This window comes from Prochlorococcus marinus XMU1411 (assembly GCF_017696075.1).
Classification (GTDB): Bacteria; Cyanobacteriota; Cyanobacteriia; order PCC-6307; family Cyanobiaceae; genus Prochlorococcus_A; species Prochlorococcus_A marinus_V.
Genome location: NZ_JAAORI010000003.1, coordinates 364,482 through 380,012 on the forward strand (window position 1 = coordinate 364,482; position 15,531 = coordinate 380,012).

Genomic DNA, 15,531 nt, shown 5'->3' on the forward strand with positions numbered 1-15,531 from the left:
ATGATCAAGGTAAATCCGTCAAAATGGGAATATCTAAAAGAATCTACCCTAAAACGAAAACGAACAAAGATTTGTATTACTTGCAATCACTTTCGCTACAGCACTACAGAAACTTTTGCTACTATCTTGATCTGTCCAAAATACGAAAAACGCATACCCCAGGGTGAGCATTTACTTAAAGGCTGTGAGTATTGGCAAAAAAATAGAACGATATTTTCCCCTGAAGCGTCTTAATTATTATCTAATTAAACTTCTCTCGGTAGAGATATTTAATTATGTAAACAAAGCATTATTTTATACAACTTAAAAAATTCTTTTTAAGTAATTTTGAAGCATGATTCAATTCTACTTTTCCATATTTTTATTAGTGGTGCTTACATTTTTTGCACTTTTATTAGATGCACCAGAATTAGCATCTTTAATTCAAACATTTTAGAAAATAATAAATCAGCATTTTTACTGATTTACTTTCTTAATAAGTAAGGCCTAGGTTTAACTTATTGAATAGGAGGGATCTAATGATTGACAGTCCACCAGAGAAGTTAAATTATAAAATTTAAATCTAGATAAAACTAATGCTAAATATGGAATGAATCTTCTATTTGAGATTCATTCCTTATTAATTTCTTAATAAATATTAAATTTTAAAAGTAAAAAATCTGTTCATATAAAAATGACTTTAGGCTTGAGTCCCTTCTTAGATAGCTGCTAACTTTACCTGAATCCAAAACCAGTTTTTAGTTCTTCTTTTTCTTCCCATTCACTAATAATTAGTTTCAGTAAACTTATAAGTTCTGAATTCGAAGCATCAGTATCTTTTTGTAGGTTTATACAAATGTTTTTTATTTCCTCATAAGCATTATCAATTAATATTGTTTTCTGATCTGGATTAGCCATAGAATTTTAAAATGCTCCATTACAGTTAAACCCACTGCAGTTAATAACCCTAAAGATATTCATTACAAAGTTGTGAAATCTTTCATCATAAAAAAATGCCCAGGTTGAGAATATAGCAAAACCAGAGACTGCAAAAGCAGCATATTGAAGCCAATGTATGCCATAGCCGTCTAATCCATTTTTATCAAAATCAGAATTACCCAATTGCTTTTTAACTTATATTAAAAATTTTTTTTTAAAAAGGAGAGTTTGTTTTGAAAGATAAATTCATGTTTCTTTAAATTTAAAAATTTAAATAAATTAATAATCTAAATAAAACCAGGTATTATCCACCCAAAAAAACCGTAGTTTATTATTAAAACTAAAAAACCAATCATAGCTAATCTCCCATTTGTTATTTCGGCATTTTTCCAATATTTACCCATATAGCTCTTAATTTCTTTTGATTTTTTATCTGTCAAATAATTCGGTTCTAAAGGTTCCTGTAACCTTTTAAACGCGTATAAAGAGAATTGAATTGTAATTGCGATGATAACAACTATAAAACTAGTAAGAGCATCCATTTTGAGAATTCATATGCGATCAATTAGTAAGCCAAAAAAAATGACATTTGTATGTATCAAAATTTTCCATATTTCTCATTTAATGAAATAGGGAAGTACGACTTAAATTATTAACAAATGTAACATATTTTAAAAAAATTAGTATGAATTCTTACTTTTTCTTTGGATTTGAAATTCTTAAACACTAGATTGATACAATTATGTGTCAGTTTTCTTTAGGAAGTTTTCTTGATGTAATCAAAGAATTAACTGTAATGTTTTTATTTTCCGCATCAGAAAGAGTATAATTATTTTTTTAATTAGGAGTATATTTTAAATATAATTTTATGAATAATTTTAAATAAACTAGTAATAATTATTTTTGTTTAATTTCGGGAAGATAGAATTTATTTCCTAATGTATAACCTATTGACATAAGTACGAATCCAATGAGTTGAGGTAAATGAGAATTTGCAAGTGAGATTTTTTCAATCATTTCTCAGTAAATAAAATATTATACTAATAGAAAAATTTTGATTCCGTAAATCTATTTTTTTTTGGAGTCTTTAATTTCACCAGATTTTTTTAGTGAATTAACAAGTCTTTCATTTTCTGTTTTTAAATTTTCTAATGCAGATTTTGTGAATTGTTCTTTAGCCTCAAATTTTGCTGAACTTATAACTTTTTTATTAGGAAGTTTTTTCTTCGGTTCTGGCTTCATATTAAACAGCTTTTAGAAAATCTTAGAAGTTATTTTTTGTGTATTAGGTATTATTTTTTACAGTTTTGTGGTTAATAATATTTGTTTACATAAGCAAATTAATCTTAATCTTTTGGGAGACGTAACCATCCAGTAGTCCATTCTGATTTTAGTTTTGCCCATGAGATCCTTTTAATATCTTTTTTATTTTTGGTTGGGAAAATATCAACCCATCTATCTTCATTTTTACCACCGTAAGATTTAACTTGAAAATGTCTATTACCGTTAATTGTCTTCGGTGCTGTCCAACAAAGAGTAGGAGGCCATTTCATGTGAAATATTTAAAAGTTAAAAAAAACTAAAGGTTGCTTTGACCAGTCAAAACTAAGCCATAATATGCGATCGTACCAAGAATAAGTACGATACCTAATATTCTAATAATCATGCTTTAATATTTTTAAATTCAAATTATTTTAAAGAATTTTTATAAATTTGAGTTGAAGATTTAATATTTCTAATTTTTTCTTTTTTTATTTCTAACTATGGAGTGGCAAGACTCAGGATGCCATTCATTCTGAATCTTGCCAATAAAATCATAAATAAATGAATCGGGACATCCAGTTTCTTTTTGAAGTTCTGAAAGTTCTTCTTTAATTAATTCATATACACTCGTTATTACACCTAAATTTTCTTCTTGGGAGGGAGCCCATTTTTTATTCTCCATTAATATTTTTTAAATTATTTTCCACAATATCGTAATAGGTTATGTCTCCATAATCAGCATCTGAACAACATAAATCTCCATATAGTTCCTCCAACAAATCGTATGCTTCTGAATACTTATCAAAACTTTGAGAGGTTAATTCATCATCTTTCCCATCAATTCTAATTATTTTGTAGTTCATGTTTTACTTATACGCAAAAATTATTTTTTTAATTATTAGTTTACTTTAAAAATAAAAATCTTATTTTGTAGTATTTGTTGGGTAAAGCTTCTGAATTTTATTTTTCTGAATTTCTATTTTTCTTTGTTCATATTTTTTTGCCATTATTTTTCTAATAAATAATTGTGGTATGAGCCAAACTAATGCAATAGCTACAGCCATGAAAGCAGGATTTCTCCATGTTAACCTAATAATCTCTTGTATAAATTCTTGATTGAAAATTTCCATACAATAAATTTTGATTATAAAAATATCTTCGCTTTCTTTTAAAAATCTTTGAATATTTCAATTAATTATAACCTTAAAAAATCTCATCAGGTAATATATAACTTTTTTCTTTTTCTAGTTTGTTTTTTTTTATATTTGGATTTAGATTAATTTTTTATTTTTTATTTTAAAGATGCCAACTTATCTAATTACAGGATCAAATAGGGGAATTGGATTAGAATTATGTAGGCAAATTCATAAGAGGGGAGATAATGTAATTGCAACGTGTAGGAAAGCTTCAAAAGAACTTAGAGATTTAGGAGTGAGAGTTGAAGAGAATGTAGAAATTTCTTCTGATGAGTCAATAACAAATTTGTGTAAAAAATTATCTGGAGTTAATTTAGATTGCTTAATTCATAATGCAGGAATTTATGAATTTAATTCTTTCGAAAACTTAGATAAGAAAAGTATTTTGCGTCAATTTGAAGTCAATGCATTGAGCCCAATATGTATGACGCAATCACTTAGACATCTTTTAAAAAGATCTTCTAAAGTTGCTTTTATCACAAGTAGAATGGGGTCTATTGAAGATAATACATCAGGAAGTTCTTATGGTTACAGGATGTCTAAGGTAGCCTTGTCTATGGCAGCAAAATCACTTTCCATAGATTTATCAAGAGAAGATATTTATGTAGCTATTTTGCACCCTGGGTTAGTAAGTACAAGAATGACTGGTTTTACAAGAAATGGAATTAGTCCTGAAGAATCAGCAAATGGCATTTTAAAACGTATTGATTCTTTAAATAAAAATAATTCGGGGATGTTTTGGCATTCCAATGGAGAAATTTTGCCCTGGTAATATCTTTACCTTTGTATTGAAGAAATTTATATCGATAATTTGTTAAAAAACTTTTAAGTTTTTAACAAATTTCCTTCCATGTTTAATTCTTTTGGTTATCTTTAGAAAAACATTAGTAAAGGAGGTGATTCATTGTCGTATCTACCGAAAAATGCGGTTAACAAAGGGACCGTGAATTCAGTATCTTCATCACATTCATCGGTCTCTTTTTCTTTAATTAAGAAAAAAGGTTTCATCATCAATAGATTTATATAAATCAATCACTTAATAATCAAAAGCTCTGCATCTCAAGTAGTTGCAGAGTTTTTTTTATGAATTTAAATAGTCTTTCAAAATCTACTCTATCTTTTTTGGCCAAAATAAATTAGGGCTAAAAAAGATAAAGTGCTTACCAAAGCTATTAAATACCACCCAGTTGAGGAGTTGCTAGTTACTTCTGTCATTTAACTTTATTTTTGTCGAAGGAATTGATTATTTGAGTGAAAATCACAATTGACATCATTAAAAAAACTAAAAGGATGTAAGTTACGTTCATTTATAGAAAAATGCTAATTATCAAAAAGATTATTCCTAGAACTACCGTAACAATTGCTGCATCTACTAATAAGTCTTTCCATGTATAGCTTTTAAGCATCCTTGTTTTATCTTCTTCACTCATAAGGTTTTTTAACCATGTCCAATCTAAAATCTGTGTTAATGCAACACCAAAAATTAAATGACCAATCAAAATACCAATTAGATCAATTCTAGAAATATCTTTAGTGAGACTTTTAATAATAAAAAAGTCCACTAGCTTTTTTCTTTATTAGATAAAGCTCCACCTTCTTCTTTGTATTTTTCCCAAGCTTCACTTATTTTTGCTTTGGAGAAGTTTTGTTTTCCCTCAGAAAATTTATTTTTGAGATTATTAAAACTATTTGTCAGCTCTTTTTTTGTCGGTTCATCAAGGAAGTTTGATGTTAATTTCCATAGGTACCAGCTACTAGCTAGAAGAAGAATTAATCCCAGTAATTGCATATTGGTTTTTTACTATGCTACAACTTTTTAAATGGTTTCGATAAATTAATTTATTTAATACCTGCAGAATTTTTTTGACAAAAATAAAAATTAAAACTTTAACCAGTGGAAAAATATTCTATCAAGCAACCATATAGTTAAACCCCCTTCTAGGAAAGCTAACCAGTACATCCCATAATCAGAAAATCCCATTTGTTCTTTTACTGTTTTAATTAATTTTTTATGAGCTTGAATTAGATCTTTCATGAACAATAAAATTTTTTAAACCTGCTGAATTTCTTTAATCAAAAAACCCTTCCCATAACAAGATAAACAGGTTTTAGTTTCATCTAATGAAATTCTTAGAAAACCTACACCATTACATTTGAAGCAATTTACTTTAGATGTTGAGTAAAGTTTTGACTTAATTTTAGCAGCACGGTTTAAGTAAGAAACAGTTTCTTTACGACCGTTTGCTTGAGCAGCTTTATTTAAAAGCTTTTTATAATTGACTTTTAGTTCTTGGGTATTCATTTTTTGATAGAAACAATGACTCGAAAACATGGAAAATTATTGTTTATATAATTAAAAAACTAGGAATTTTCCGTTTATATTTCTGATCTGATCTCTTATTGAGATTAAAATAATATAACTAGGATTTGATTTATATGTTTAGTATCTGAAGTATTAACTTGAATATTTAATAGAAATTTTATATTTGACAATTTAAAAATATTTATGTGATCATTCAAGAGAATTATTTCGTACAAGAAAGGGATTTTTGAAAATTTTGTTGTTTAAAAATATTTTTTTAGCTCTAAAAAATCATCCAGCCTTTTTGAGGTTTTTTACTAAAAAATCATTTTCATTAGTAAGGACTTTGAGCTTAGACTTTTCTAACTCTTTTTTGATTTCGTGATTTAAATCCTTTTTTGTCTCATTTGGGTTCATAAGATTTGTTCTTAAAATTATTTAAAGACATTTGAGATCTTAGTGATCCCCAAAAAAAATTGTGGATAGTTTTTTTAAAAAGAAGATAATATTTTATTTTGCACATAGAAATTCAAATTTAATCAACATATTGTGGAAAACCCTGTTGAAAAACTCTTAAAAAGTGGATAACTCTTCGGGAGCATTATCAAAACAAGCTTTTCTAGAAAAAGTTTTTAAGTATTAATACTTCATCAAAAAAAATAAAATATAGTTTAAAAAGTAACACAATCTATTGTTATAACAGTGGGATCATCACTTTTTAAAAAAGATATATTTTTTATACCAGAAGCTCATGTTGATAAAAATTTTTAAAAGTTTTTTCTTGATATGTATCAAATTGAAAATTAAAGTGAAGAAAAATCAATCAAAACTTGAAATTTTTAATTTTTGTCATAGATGAAGTATAAATTGTTTAATTCGGTTTTCTCTATGAAAATATTTCTCAAACCTAAAGTTAATTAAATAAATTTAAGTTAGTTAAAAAAATTAAATGACACAAGAAAAAAAGGATTCAAAAAAATGTTCTGGAAAGAAAAACCTTATGTTTGCCTATGGTTTTATACAACTGGGTTCTAGTTTCGTATCGGCAATAGCATTAGCTGCAATAGCTTTTGGATTCTGTTCAGTAAAAAAGGAATCTAAACTTTTTAATAAATGTGTTGCAGAAATTATTGAAGATGGTGGCACCAACTCTGAGGCCGTAAGGTATTGCAATGGGGGCAATTAAAATCCCTCTCAGATTAATTAAATGGATTCAACCTGTGATTTGATTATTGATTCCTTAAAAGAGGAGCCAATTGGAGAAACTGATCTTTTTATTTGGTTCATAACAGATATTGGCATTGTTGCCCTATTTAAAAGAGAGGAAAACTTTGAAACTTATAGTTCCAATGTCGAAATTGAGGCAAATAAAATTGCTTTAGATATAACTAAAGAAGAGAAAGAGTACCTCAAAATAAAAGAGAGACAGCTTTTCTTGTTTTATTCATAATCTAGAATTTAGTTCTTGATTTAGTAAGATGGCTCAAGGTTAAAGGCTGGCTCCATAATATTGTTTTCGCTAATTAATTCGTAGGTTAGCTCTTTATTTAGGGCATTTATATAAGATGTATAAAGTTTTCCCCAAACGAATTCAAATTCATCTTTACTTAAATTCTTGAAAAGAATTTCTCCTTTAAAGTAAATGTGATAAGAATCATTCATCATGGAAAATTAATCTTATCCTTTTTAACGCAGTGATATATCTATGTAGTATTAGGTGCTACTAAAAAGAAATTTATATTTGGAAGTTCGAAATACTTTTAGACTATCCTTGTATTCATTTTTTGTTTTTTAAATAATCCGACTGTTTCATCAAGGTCCATACACGGCTGAATACTAATATCCATTAACCTTCTCCAGGGATGCCATTGCTTCCAAATTGTCTCAAGAGAATCTGCACTTACTACAGAATGTCCAATCCCATTTTGAACCATAAAAATCCAAGAATGAACCTCATAGTTTTCAGGTCTGTTTTGGGGACCACCTGATTCGTACCAATTAATTAGCATTTCTGCCCCTTCTTCTTGATCCTCGCCATCTGTAAATTCGTAGGAAATCAAATACCTTTGCATATAGATATTATTAAAATCTCTAAACTATTTTAACTCTAGATTTAGATATTGCCTCCCAATTTAATTAATGCTATGAAGCTTATAGAAGAGATTATTTTAAATGACCGAAAGATTTGGGAAAATTAAAAAGAATATTTTGACTAATTTATCTTTTATAAATAAGACAATCTTGAAGTATTTCCAAAACCATGATCTGTTTGTATAGCTCCAGTTAACAGATAAAATTTGATACTTTTTAAAATTTCTGAAATTAGTTAACATATTTGTACTGTATAGATACCGATGATAAATAAAAAGGATAGTAGTGATCCAATTGATAATTTAGAGTACGAAAAAGTTCTAGAGGAAGAAATAATTAATTCATACGAAAGTAAATTTCAGAAAGATACTGAAGAAGATAGTAAAAAGATTAAATTTTACAGACTTAAAAGAACTCCATTAGAAATACTAAATAGGACTTTTTTCTTTTTCTTTATTGGAAGTTTTCTTTTCTCTTTGTTTTTAGCTTATTCAGAAAGTAAGTTATGGTTCATACTTTATGTAATAAGTGCATTGTCATGTGTTTTCTATACTCCTAATAGAAAAGCACTTAAAGAATTAATAGCAGCTTGGCCAAATATAGAGGATCTCATTAAAGGGAGGAGTTTGTGGAGAAAAGGCAAGTAAATAGATTATGAAACCATTAATTTCATTTAAAAAGTGGTTATTAAATATTCTTGTGCCATACATTGAGGGCACCAACAAGAAAAAAAAGGATAAGAAATGAGTCTAATAAAGGTTGGAATTATTGTTGAAATTTTTTTGTTTGTGGGAGTTTTTTTATGGGTTAGGAAACTAACTAGTAATAAAAGTAGACAACCATCTCTATCAAAAAAAACAATTAAAAATCTCAAATTTTAGAATTTTGATCACAAAATAAGGAATCTTTATAAAGGGATCAAATTTATGGGAAAATTCTTTACTTTTTTCTCTCACTTTGTGTACGAAATCGGTTAGAACAATCATATCTTTTTTTAAAAATATGGTTTCCTCCGTTCAAGGTCTTGCTCCAATAACTAATCCATTAAATAGTGTCTTAATAGAAAAGAAACTAATAAATGTTGATCAAAAGTTCATTCAACTTGTCTCTCTAGCAGAAGGATTACCTCGTACAGAAGTCATTGAGAGTGGTAGAAATTATTGGAGAGGTGTTTGTAGAAGCTTAATTTTTAGATTTCCAGATGACCTCGAAATTTTAAAGCTTGATGTAAGAAGTTATGTAGATAGATCTAAAGGAATAATCCAAATAAGATCTGCAGCAAGATTAGGACAATCTGATTTGGGCGTTAATCTAAGAAGAGTGGAATACTTATTTAATCAATTAGAGAAATTTTAATTAATCTATTTTTTATAAATTTAAGGTTCTTTTTACTAAATAGTTGTGCTTTAATTCATAAGAATATTTGAATTGCCATGGTAAAAATAATCTTAGTTGCAATTATAGTCGCGCTAGTATATTCTCAACCTGACCTTCGTCTTACTGTCGCTGATTGGTTAAAAGCAGCTTCTGATTTTCTTATTGAATCAGTACAAGTAAAACCTTAAAATAATAATGAAGAATTAAAAAAGACCTGAAATAGTAATCATTTGTTTAACGCATACAGCCACGAAAATAAATATTATTATCCTGCTTAGTATATATTTCACTTAAACAAATAAATAGTTTTAGGAACATAATAGAAAATTTTTTTGAAATTTTTGAATAGTTAACGATAATAAGGGATATGAAGCTTAGATTATTTGAGTTCTATTTTATTAAAGACTATTTAAGGCCTTGGTTTGGTCTTATCTATTCTTTATTCTTTCTGTTTTTTTTAGGTGCAATTGGCTATCGAATAACAGAGGGATGGGAATGGAGTGATTGCTTATGGATGGTTCTAATCACAATAACCACTATTGGTTTTGGAGAAGTTCAACCTTTAAGTCCTGAAGGCAGGATCGTAACTGTTTTAGTAATCGTAGGCGGATTGATCTTTATTCAATTTACCTTTCAAAAAGCTGTTAGATTATTCGAATCCGGCTATTTTCAAAGAGTAAACGAATTACGTTTTAAAAGAATTCTTAGAAAAATGGAAAATCATGTAATTTTGTGTGGATATGGGAGGGTAGGTCAGGAAATTTCTAACCAAATAAAAACGCAAAATATCCCAATTATTGTTGTTGAGAGCGATGAAGATAGAAAAAAGATTGCTGAAGAAAATGGTTTAGAAGTACTTTGTGCTGATGCGACTCTTGATGAGACGTTAAAACTGGCTGGATTAGAAAAATGCAAAAGTTTGGTTGTTACCTTACCAAATGATGCTGCTAATTTATATGTCGTTTTAAGCGCTAAAGGGATAAGAAGTTCTATAAGAGTAATAGCAAGAGCTGGAACTGAAGAAGCTGCAAGTAAGTTGAGATTAGCTGGGGCAAGTATAGTCGTAAGCCCTTATATCGCAGCAGGAAGAGCAATGGCATCAATGGCTTTAAGACCTATAGCCATTGATTTTCTAGATCTTTTAGCAGGGAGTGAATGTGAAATTGAAGAATTTGAATTAAGTAATGATATTAGTCTTTTTGAAACAGCAGAGAAAAGATCACTTTCTGAACTAGGAATAGGTAAAAAGAGTGGTGCGAAAATATTAGCTATTAAAGAAAACGAAAAGTTGTTTACTAATCCTGGAGGTAATTTCATACTTCAGCCAGGTCAGGTATTAATAGCATTTGGTAGTAAAGAACAGCTAAATATTTTGAACGGTTTGTTGGGTAATCTTGTTGTAGCAGTAGAGTTATTAAAATAGACATATCAAAATAATTTGATATATAAATCTTTCAAATTTTTTATTTCTTAAATGCTGTAAATTATTTTTGTATTCAACAAACTTAGTTCTCATTACATAGTGTTCATTTTCAAAAAAACCCTGATTTTCTCTTCTGTAATTTCATTAATACTTTCTCCATCTGCAATGGCTTCAAAAAGATTGAGTGGAGCTGGTGCATCATTTCCTTCGAAAATTTATACCAGGTGGTTTTTTGACTTAGCTAAAGATGGAGGCCCTAGAGTTAATTATCAAGCAGTAGGTTCTGGTTCTGGCAGAAAAGCCTTCATAGATGAAACTGTAAATTTTGGTGCATCAGATGATCCTATGAAAGATTCTGATATAGAGAAAGTTAAAAGAGGACTTGTTCAAATTCCGATGGTAGGCGGAACAATTGCGTTTGGATATAACTATGATTGCGATTTAAAACTAACTCAAGAGCAGGCTGTTCAAGTAGCAATGGGAATGATAAAAAATTGGAAGGAATTAGGATGCAAGTCAGGTAAATTAACTTGGACGCATCGTTCTGATGGTTCAGGCACCACTAAAGCTTTTACTAATTCTATGGAAGCTTTTTCTAAAACCTGGAATTTAGGTACTGGTAAATCTGTTAAATGGCCTTCGGGAGTTGGAGCAAAAGGAAATTCTGGTGTTGCAGGTGTTATACAAAATACTCCCGGAGCAATTGGTTATGTCAATCAATCATATATAAAAGGGAAGGTAAGAGCTGCAGCTTTACAAAATCTTTCTGGCGAATTCGTTACTCCGAATACTGAAGCAGGAGCAATAGCTTTAAACGGAATAAATCTTGATAAGAACTTGGCGGGTAAAAATCCAAACCCAACCGCTAAAGGAGCTTATCCAATAGCAACCTTAACTTGGATACTCGCTTATGAAAAAGGTAATGGTAGGAATACTAATGCAATTCAAGATACATTCTATAAATTGCTCAGTGATGAATACCAAGATAAAGCTTCTGCCTTAGGTTTTGTTCCCTTGAAAGGAGAAATTTTAAATAAATCAAGAGCCGCCGTTAAAAAAATAGGTAGATAAATTTATCAAACCATGTCAAATTATCATGACTTTCATATAGCTTTAACGGCTCTTAAAGTCTTTTACAGCATTTAGTAGTAGATTTATAGAGATATTCTTTTTTTAATGGAAGAGAAATTAACTCTTTTCAAGAATCGTAAAAGATTCGGTATCGAAAAAAATATAGATATTATCTTCAAGAATACTGCCCTAGTCTTGTCTAGTTTCGTAGCAATAATACTTTTAGGAATTATTTTAGTAGTCTTTTTTCAGTCATTTGAATCATTTTCAAGGTATGGATTGAAGTTTCTAGTAACTTCTGAATGGAATCCTGTAAAAGATGAATACGGTGCTTTTACTGCAATATATGGCACATTAGTAACTTCATTCCTATCGCTATTAATAACTATCCCTTTGGGAGTTGGAACTGCAATATTTATTACCGAGGACTTTGTCCCAAAAGTTTTTAGAGAAATAATAGGTTCATTTGTTGAATTATTAGCAGCAATTCCATCAGTTGTATTGGGACTTTGGGCAATATTTGTAATGGAACCTTTTTTTAGAGCCTTTTTTGTCTTTTTACACAATTTCTTTGGTTGGATACCTTTATTCAGCACAGAACCTACCGGCAGGAATTCTTTGTTAGCAATATTGATTTTAGTAGTAATGCTTTTGCCAATAGTGACCTCCATTGCAAGGGATTCACTTAATCAGGTTCCTAAAAAGCTAAGAAATGCAGCATATGGAATTGGAGCAAGTAGATGGAAAACAATATTTTCAGTGATTTTGCCTGCAGCATTATCAGGAATTATGGCAGGTGTCTTATTAGCTTTAGGAAGGGCAATGGGTGAAACTATGGCTGTCACAATGATTATTGGTAATTCAAATGCATTTAGTTGGTCTCTATTGTCTCCTGGATATACGATTTCCTCCATGCTCGCAAACCAGTTTGGTGAGGCAGATGGAAGTCAGGTTTCATCACTCTTTTATGCAGCTTTTGTCCTGATGATCCTATCTTTAGTGGTAAATATCTTTGCGCAATGGCTAGTTAAGAAATTTAGTCTCAAATATTAGATAATTATGAATTCACTCTATTACCAGAAAAGATTATCAAGAAATATAGGAGATAAATTCTTTACTTCTTTATCAGTAATTTGTGCATTGATCGCAATACTTCCTTTGATTTTTTTGGTGACTTATATTCTCATCAAAGGTGGATCTCAAATCACACCAGAACTATTTACTTTAGAACCAAATCCACCTGGAGACGATTTAGATGCGGGTGGTATTAATCCTGCATTGATAGGGACATTAATAATAACTACCATTGCTTCAATTATTGCGATACCAGTAGGTGTTGGCGGGGGCATATATCTAGCTGAATATTCTAAAGGCGGTGCTTTTTCAAGGTTTATTAGATTTGGGGTAAATGTTTTAGCTGGAGTCCCCTCAATAATTGCTGGTGTATTTATTTATGCCTTAATTGTTTCAACAAAGATCTTATTTGGAAGTATGTACAGTGGCTTGGCCGGAGGTATGGCACTTTCAATATTAATGTTGCCTACTGTGATTAAAACCACTGACGAAGGTTTAAAGTTGGTTCCGAATGAATTGAGATATGCTTCTCTTGGTGTTGGAGCAAGTATGTACACAACCATATTGAAAGTTACATTACCTTCCGCATTTAGATCTATTGCTACTGGAGTCGTTCTTGGTATCGCAAGAGCCGCAGGCGAAACAGCACCTTTGATATTTACGGCTTTATTCTCTTACTACTACATAACAGGCTTTGGGGACTTGTTTTATGAGATGGGTTCCTTGTCTGTGTTGATATATAACTTTGCCCTTGAACCTTATGATGCTCAAAATAAATTAGCCTGGGCAGCTTCCTTTATTCTTGTTTTATCGATACTATCAGTAAATATATTTTCAAGGATATTGGCTGCTTTTACAGAGAAAACTAAGAGAGTATAAATGATTAAAACTAATAAAAAAACACCAAAGAATGTCATTTTATCTCTTGAGAATGTATCTATTAGCTATGGAACTTTCGAAGCAGTAAGGAATGTTTTTTGTAACTTTAAAAAAGGAAATATAACCTCTCTTATTGGACCTTCAGGTTGCGGTAAATCAACTGTTCTTAGATCTTTAAATAGGATGAACGATTTAATTCCCAATTGTTCGTTAAAAGGGACTGTCCTGTTTGATGGAACTAATATTTATGACAAAAGAGTAGATCCAGTTGAAGTAAGAAGAAGAATTGGGATGGTTTTTCAACAACCTAATCCTTTCCCTAAATCTATTTACGAAAATATTGCATTTGGGGCAAGAATTAATGGATTTGCTGGAGATATGGATGAATTAGTGGAAAGTTCACTAAGAAAAGCTGCTTTATGGGACGAATGTAAGGATAAATTAAATGATAGTGGTTACTCTTTATCTGGTGGACAACAACAAAGATTATGTATTGCTCGAACCATCGCAATTGAGCCTGAAATAATTCTCATGGATGAGCCATGTTCAGCATTAGATCCCATCTCTACCTTGAAAATAGAAGAAACGATGCATGAACTTAAAAAGAATTACACAATAATTATCGTTACTCATAATATGCAGCAGGCATTAAGAGTTAGCGATATGACTGCATTTTTTAATGCAATTGAGTATGAAGATGGTGATGGAGGGAAAGTTGGTTATCTTGCAGAATTTAATTCGACAAAGAAAATTTTTAACTCTCCAAAAGAAAAAACTACCCAGGAATACATATCAGGTAAATTTGGTTGATGTTTAATTTTTACTTTTAAAAGAAAAATTTTTACCTTTAACAACTCTCAGGGGTAGACAAACAGTATAAATACCTATATAGTTATTTCGAATTAGTAAGTTTATCTTTGAAAAACTACCCTTTTCTACCTTTCTTGATTTTTGCAGGGGCGCTCATAACAACTGCAACAATAGGATTGCCCGTATTTACTTCATAATTTAAGAGTATTTCTATACAGGTATTCTTATGCTTTCAATATTAAAAAAAGAATTAATTGGAAGTCCTCATAAAACCTTAATAAAGGGAAATTTATTTGACTTTATAAAAAAAAGAGAGAATATGAATCTGTGTGGGAGTGACAAATCTGTATTAAAGCCATTTTTAAAAGTGGTTAATTTCTAATTTATTTATCATGGATAAAACTAAAGAACAGTTAGAAAAATTAAGAGAAGTTGCAGAAGCATCTCTTACAAAAACGGATGAACTTCAAAAAGTTCTTGCTCAAATCGAAGCTTTAATGTCTAGAGAAGAATCACAAACATTATCAAAGAAGAAATAATTATTTAAAAGAAAATTTGAGTTTTTGTACTTTTAATTACACCTCTACAATGCCAATGTAGTTATTAATTGGGTATGCAGAACCCGTTCCAAAGTTTTCTGTTAGGTCTCGAGGTCTTACCTTCTTTAAGTAAAAGACCTCTTTAATTTGTTTTTTTTATTATATTTTTATAAGCTGCTTAATCAGTTGATAACTTTATAGATTTCTTTCAAGCATACATTTACATCGAATGATTCAGTATTTACAACCTCTAATCCTGTTTTTTCTGTAACTTCAACAGTGGCATTGCATTCATCTTGTTTGAGAGCCATGTAAATTGGTTTTTTATCTTCTTTATCTTCTTTATCTAATTCATTATTTGATTCAGCATCTACCTTATATTGATCCATTACTAGTGTTAGTGCCTCAATCTCAACAGAAAAATTCTCATTTGCTTTTGCCCCAAGTGGGATTAGAAGAAATGGAAATAAAATTAATATTATCAATTTTTTCATTTCTATAAAATGTGTTTATTTTTTTTATAACGTGGATTGTTGGCTAAAGAAAGGGGCATTAGCTTTATAAATTTTTAACTATCTACTATTTCTT

30 protein-coding genes are annotated in these 15,531 nt (G+C 29.7%); 13 read left to right on the top strand and 17 right to left on the bottom strand.

The window, feature by feature from the left end; all coding sequences use genetic code 11:
- Window positions 1-714: 714 nt before the first annotated feature.
- The 8 genes from HA145_RS03715 to HA145_RS03750 all read right to left on the bottom strand — a co-directional run bounded on the left by HA145_RS03715 (window position 715) and on the right by HA145_RS03750 (window position 3,311).
- Entirely contained in the window at window positions 715-897 is a 183-nt protein-coding gene (locus HA145_RS03715; protein ID WP_209127906.1) for a hypothetical protein, read from the bottom strand.
- Between the two features lie 6 nt (window positions 898-903).
- Window positions 904-1,101 carry a hypothetical protein gene (locus HA145_RS03720; RefSeq protein ID WP_209127907.1) on the bottom strand — a complete coding sequence of 66 codons (198 nt, stop codon included), beginning with the start codon at window positions 1,099-1,101 and terminating at the stop codon, window positions 904-906.
- A 104-nt stretch (window positions 1,102-1,205) separates the two neighbouring features.
- Window positions 1,206-1,460, bottom strand: a complete 255-nt coding sequence (locus HA145_RS03725; protein ID WP_209127908.1) for a chlorophyll a/b-binding protein — start codon at window positions 1,458-1,460, stop codon at window positions 1,206-1,208.
- Window positions 1,461-1,986: 526 nt separating this feature from the next.
- Window positions 1,987-2,160, bottom strand: coding sequence for a hypothetical protein (locus tag HA145_RS03730; RefSeq protein ID WP_209127909.1), 174 nt, complete (start codon window positions 2,158-2,160; stop codon window positions 1,987-1,989).
- Between the two features lie 104 nt (window positions 2,161-2,264).
- Entirely contained in the window at window positions 2,265-2,471 is a 207-nt protein-coding gene (locus HA145_RS03735) for a TIGR02450 family Trp-rich protein (protein WP_209127910.1), read from the bottom strand.
- A 182-nt stretch (window positions 2,472-2,653) separates the two neighbouring features.
- Entirely contained in the window at window positions 2,654-2,863 is a 210-nt protein-coding gene (locus HA145_RS03740; protein ID WP_209127911.1) for a hypothetical protein, read from the bottom strand.
- Window positions 2,853-3,044, bottom strand: a complete 192-nt coding sequence (locus tag HA145_RS03745) for a hypothetical protein (RefSeq protein ID WP_209127912.1) — start codon at window positions 3,042-3,044, stop codon at window positions 2,853-2,855. Before HA145_RS03745 ends, HA145_RS03740 begins: the two co-directional genes overlap by 11 nt.
- 60 nt (window positions 3,045-3,104) lie before the next feature.
- The gene (locus HA145_RS03750; RefSeq protein ID WP_209127913.1) at window positions 3,105-3,311 is read right to left on the bottom strand and encodes a hypothetical protein; all 207 of its coding nucleotides are present in this window, start codon (window positions 3,309-3,311) and stop codon (window positions 3,105-3,107) included.
- A gap of 172 nt (window positions 3,312-3,483) precedes the next feature.
- Here HA145_RS03750 and HA145_RS03755 point away from each other — a divergent pair, with 172 nt between their 5' ends.
- Window positions 3,484-4,149 (top strand): SDR family oxidoreductase, encoded by a 666-nt coding sequence (locus HA145_RS03755; RefSeq protein ID WP_209127915.1) that lies wholly within the window; start codon window positions 3,484-3,486, stop codon window positions 4,147-4,149.
- A 101-nt stretch (window positions 4,150-4,250) separates the two neighbouring features.
- On the opposite strand, the gene HA145_RS03760 is transcribed toward HA145_RS03755, so the two are convergent.
- The 6 genes from HA145_RS03760 to HA145_RS09600 all read right to left on the bottom strand — a co-directional run bounded on the left by HA145_RS03760 (window position 4,251) and on the right by HA145_RS09600 (window position 6,096).
- Window positions 4,251-4,388: a hypothetical protein gene (locus tag HA145_RS03760; RefSeq protein ID WP_209127917.1), complete on the bottom strand. Its 138-nt coding sequence runs from the start codon at window positions 4,386-4,388 to the stop codon at window positions 4,251-4,253.
- 296 nt (window positions 4,389-4,684) lie between these two features.
- Entirely contained in the window at window positions 4,685-4,939 is a 255-nt protein-coding gene (locus tag HA145_RS03765) for a hypothetical protein (RefSeq protein WP_209127918.1), read from the bottom strand.
- A complete protein-coding gene (locus tag HA145_RS03770; protein WP_025926289.1) occupies window positions 4,939-5,166 on the bottom strand; it encodes a hypothetical protein in 228 nt (75 codons plus the stop codon). The genes HA145_RS03765 and HA145_RS03770 overlap by 1 nt, the downstream gene beginning before the upstream one ends.
- A 90-nt stretch (window positions 5,167-5,256) precedes the next feature.
- Window positions 5,257-5,412 (bottom strand): hypothetical protein, encoded by a 156-nt coding sequence (locus HA145_RS03775; RefSeq protein ID WP_012007524.1) that lies wholly within the window; start codon window positions 5,410-5,412, stop codon window positions 5,257-5,259.
- Window positions 5,413-5,427: 15 nt separating this feature from the next.
- Window positions 5,428-5,679 (bottom strand): molecular chaperone DnaJ, encoded by a 252-nt coding sequence (locus HA145_RS03780; RefSeq protein ID WP_209127920.1) that lies wholly within the window; start codon window positions 5,677-5,679, stop codon window positions 5,428-5,430.
- Window positions 5,680-5,970: 291 nt separating this feature from the next.
- On the bottom strand, window positions 5,971-6,096 hold the full coding sequence (locus HA145_RS09600) for a hypothetical protein (protein WP_257469975.1): 126 nt from the start codon (window positions 6,094-6,096) through the stop codon (window positions 5,971-5,973).
- Between the two features lie 532 nt (window positions 6,097-6,628).
- Between HA145_RS09600 and HA145_RS03785 the strand changes: the two genes are divergently transcribed.
- Together HA145_RS03785 and HA145_RS03790 are read left to right on the top strand one after the other, a co-directional pair.
- Window positions 6,629-6,865 (top strand): hypothetical protein, encoded by a 237-nt coding sequence (locus HA145_RS03785; RefSeq protein ID WP_209127921.1) that lies wholly within the window; start codon window positions 6,629-6,631, stop codon window positions 6,863-6,865.
- A gap of 21 nt (window positions 6,866-6,886) precedes the next feature.
- Window positions 6,887-7,129, top strand: a complete 243-nt coding sequence (locus HA145_RS03790) for a hypothetical protein (protein ID WP_079300121.1) — start codon at window positions 6,887-6,889, stop codon at window positions 7,127-7,129.
- A 20-nt stretch (window positions 7,130-7,149) separates the two neighbouring features.
- Here HA145_RS03790 and HA145_RS03795 read toward each other — a convergent pair whose 3' ends face one another.
- Both HA145_RS03795 and HA145_RS03800 read right to left on the bottom strand, forming a co-directional pair.
- Window positions 7,150-7,344: a hypothetical protein gene (locus HA145_RS03795; RefSeq protein ID WP_032520682.1), complete on the bottom strand. Its 195-nt coding sequence runs from the start codon at window positions 7,342-7,344 to the stop codon at window positions 7,150-7,152.
- Window positions 7,345-7,439: 95 nt separating this feature from the next.
- Complete coding sequence (locus tag HA145_RS03800) at window positions 7,440-7,751, bottom strand: DUF3303 domain-containing protein (protein WP_011818215.1); 312 nt, start codon at window positions 7,749-7,751, stop codon at window positions 7,440-7,442.
- Between the two features lie 282 nt (window positions 7,752-8,033).
- Between HA145_RS03800 and HA145_RS03805 the strand changes: the two genes are divergently transcribed.
- The 10 genes from HA145_RS03805 (at window position 8,034) to HA145_RS03845 (ending at window position 14,943) form a co-directional block, all read left to right on the top strand.
- Window positions 8,034-8,417: a DUP family protein gene (locus HA145_RS03805; protein ID WP_209127922.1), complete on the top strand. Its 384-nt coding sequence runs from the start codon at window positions 8,034-8,036 to the stop codon at window positions 8,415-8,417.
- 96 nt (window positions 8,418-8,513) lie between these two features.
- On the top strand, window positions 8,514-8,651 hold the full coding sequence (locus tag HA145_RS03810) for a hypothetical protein (RefSeq protein ID WP_209127923.1): 138 nt from the start codon (window positions 8,514-8,516) through the stop codon (window positions 8,649-8,651).
- A 121-nt stretch (window positions 8,652-8,772) separates the two neighbouring features.
- Window positions 8,773-9,126, top strand: a complete 354-nt coding sequence (locus HA145_RS03815) for a DUF1499 domain-containing protein (RefSeq protein ID WP_209127924.1) — start codon at window positions 8,773-8,775, stop codon at window positions 9,124-9,126.
- A 77-nt stretch (window positions 9,127-9,203) separates the two neighbouring features.
- Window positions 9,204-9,335, top strand: a complete 132-nt coding sequence (locus tag HA145_RS09605; RefSeq protein WP_257469976.1) for a hypothetical protein — start codon at window positions 9,204-9,206, stop codon at window positions 9,333-9,335.
- Between the two features lie 179 nt (window positions 9,336-9,514).
- The gene (locus tag HA145_RS03820; RefSeq protein WP_209106197.1) at window positions 9,515-10,570 is read left to right on the top strand and encodes a potassium channel family protein; all 1,056 of its coding nucleotides are present in this window, start codon (window positions 9,515-9,517) and stop codon (window positions 10,568-10,570) included.
- Window positions 10,571-10,669: 99 nt separating this feature from the next.
- The gene (gene pstS, locus HA145_RS03825) at window positions 10,670-11,641 is read left to right on the top strand and encodes a phosphate ABC transporter substrate-binding protein PstS (protein WP_209127925.1); all 972 of its coding nucleotides are present in this window, start codon (window positions 10,670-10,672) and stop codon (window positions 11,639-11,641) included.
- A 105-nt stretch (window positions 11,642-11,746) separates the two neighbouring features.
- Entirely contained in the window at window positions 11,747-12,694 is a 948-nt protein-coding gene (gene pstC / locus HA145_RS03830; protein ID WP_032524262.1) for a phosphate ABC transporter permease subunit PstC, read from the top strand.
- Between the two features lie 6 nt (window positions 12,695-12,700).
- The gene (pstA, locus tag HA145_RS03835; protein WP_209127926.1) at window positions 12,701-13,594 is read left to right on the top strand and encodes a phosphate ABC transporter permease PstA; all 894 of its coding nucleotides are present in this window, start codon (window positions 12,701-12,703) and stop codon (window positions 13,592-13,594) included.
- Window positions 13,595-14,404, top strand: a complete 810-nt coding sequence (gene pstB / locus HA145_RS03840; RefSeq protein ID WP_209127927.1) for a phosphate ABC transporter ATP-binding protein PstB — start codon at window positions 13,595-13,597, stop codon at window positions 14,402-14,404.
- Window positions 14,405-14,796: 392 nt separating this feature from the next.
- Complete coding sequence (locus HA145_RS03845) at window positions 14,797-14,943, top strand: hypothetical protein (RefSeq protein ID WP_002808068.1); 147 nt, start codon at window positions 14,797-14,799, stop codon at window positions 14,941-14,943.
- A 182-nt stretch (window positions 14,944-15,125) separates the two neighbouring features.
- Here HA145_RS03845 and HA145_RS03850 read toward each other — a convergent pair whose 3' ends face one another.
- Window positions 15,126-15,437: a hypothetical protein gene (locus tag HA145_RS03850; RefSeq protein ID WP_209127928.1), complete on the bottom strand. Its 312-nt coding sequence runs from the start codon at window positions 15,435-15,437 to the stop codon at window positions 15,126-15,128.
- Window positions 15,438-15,531 lie beyond the last annotated feature (94 nt).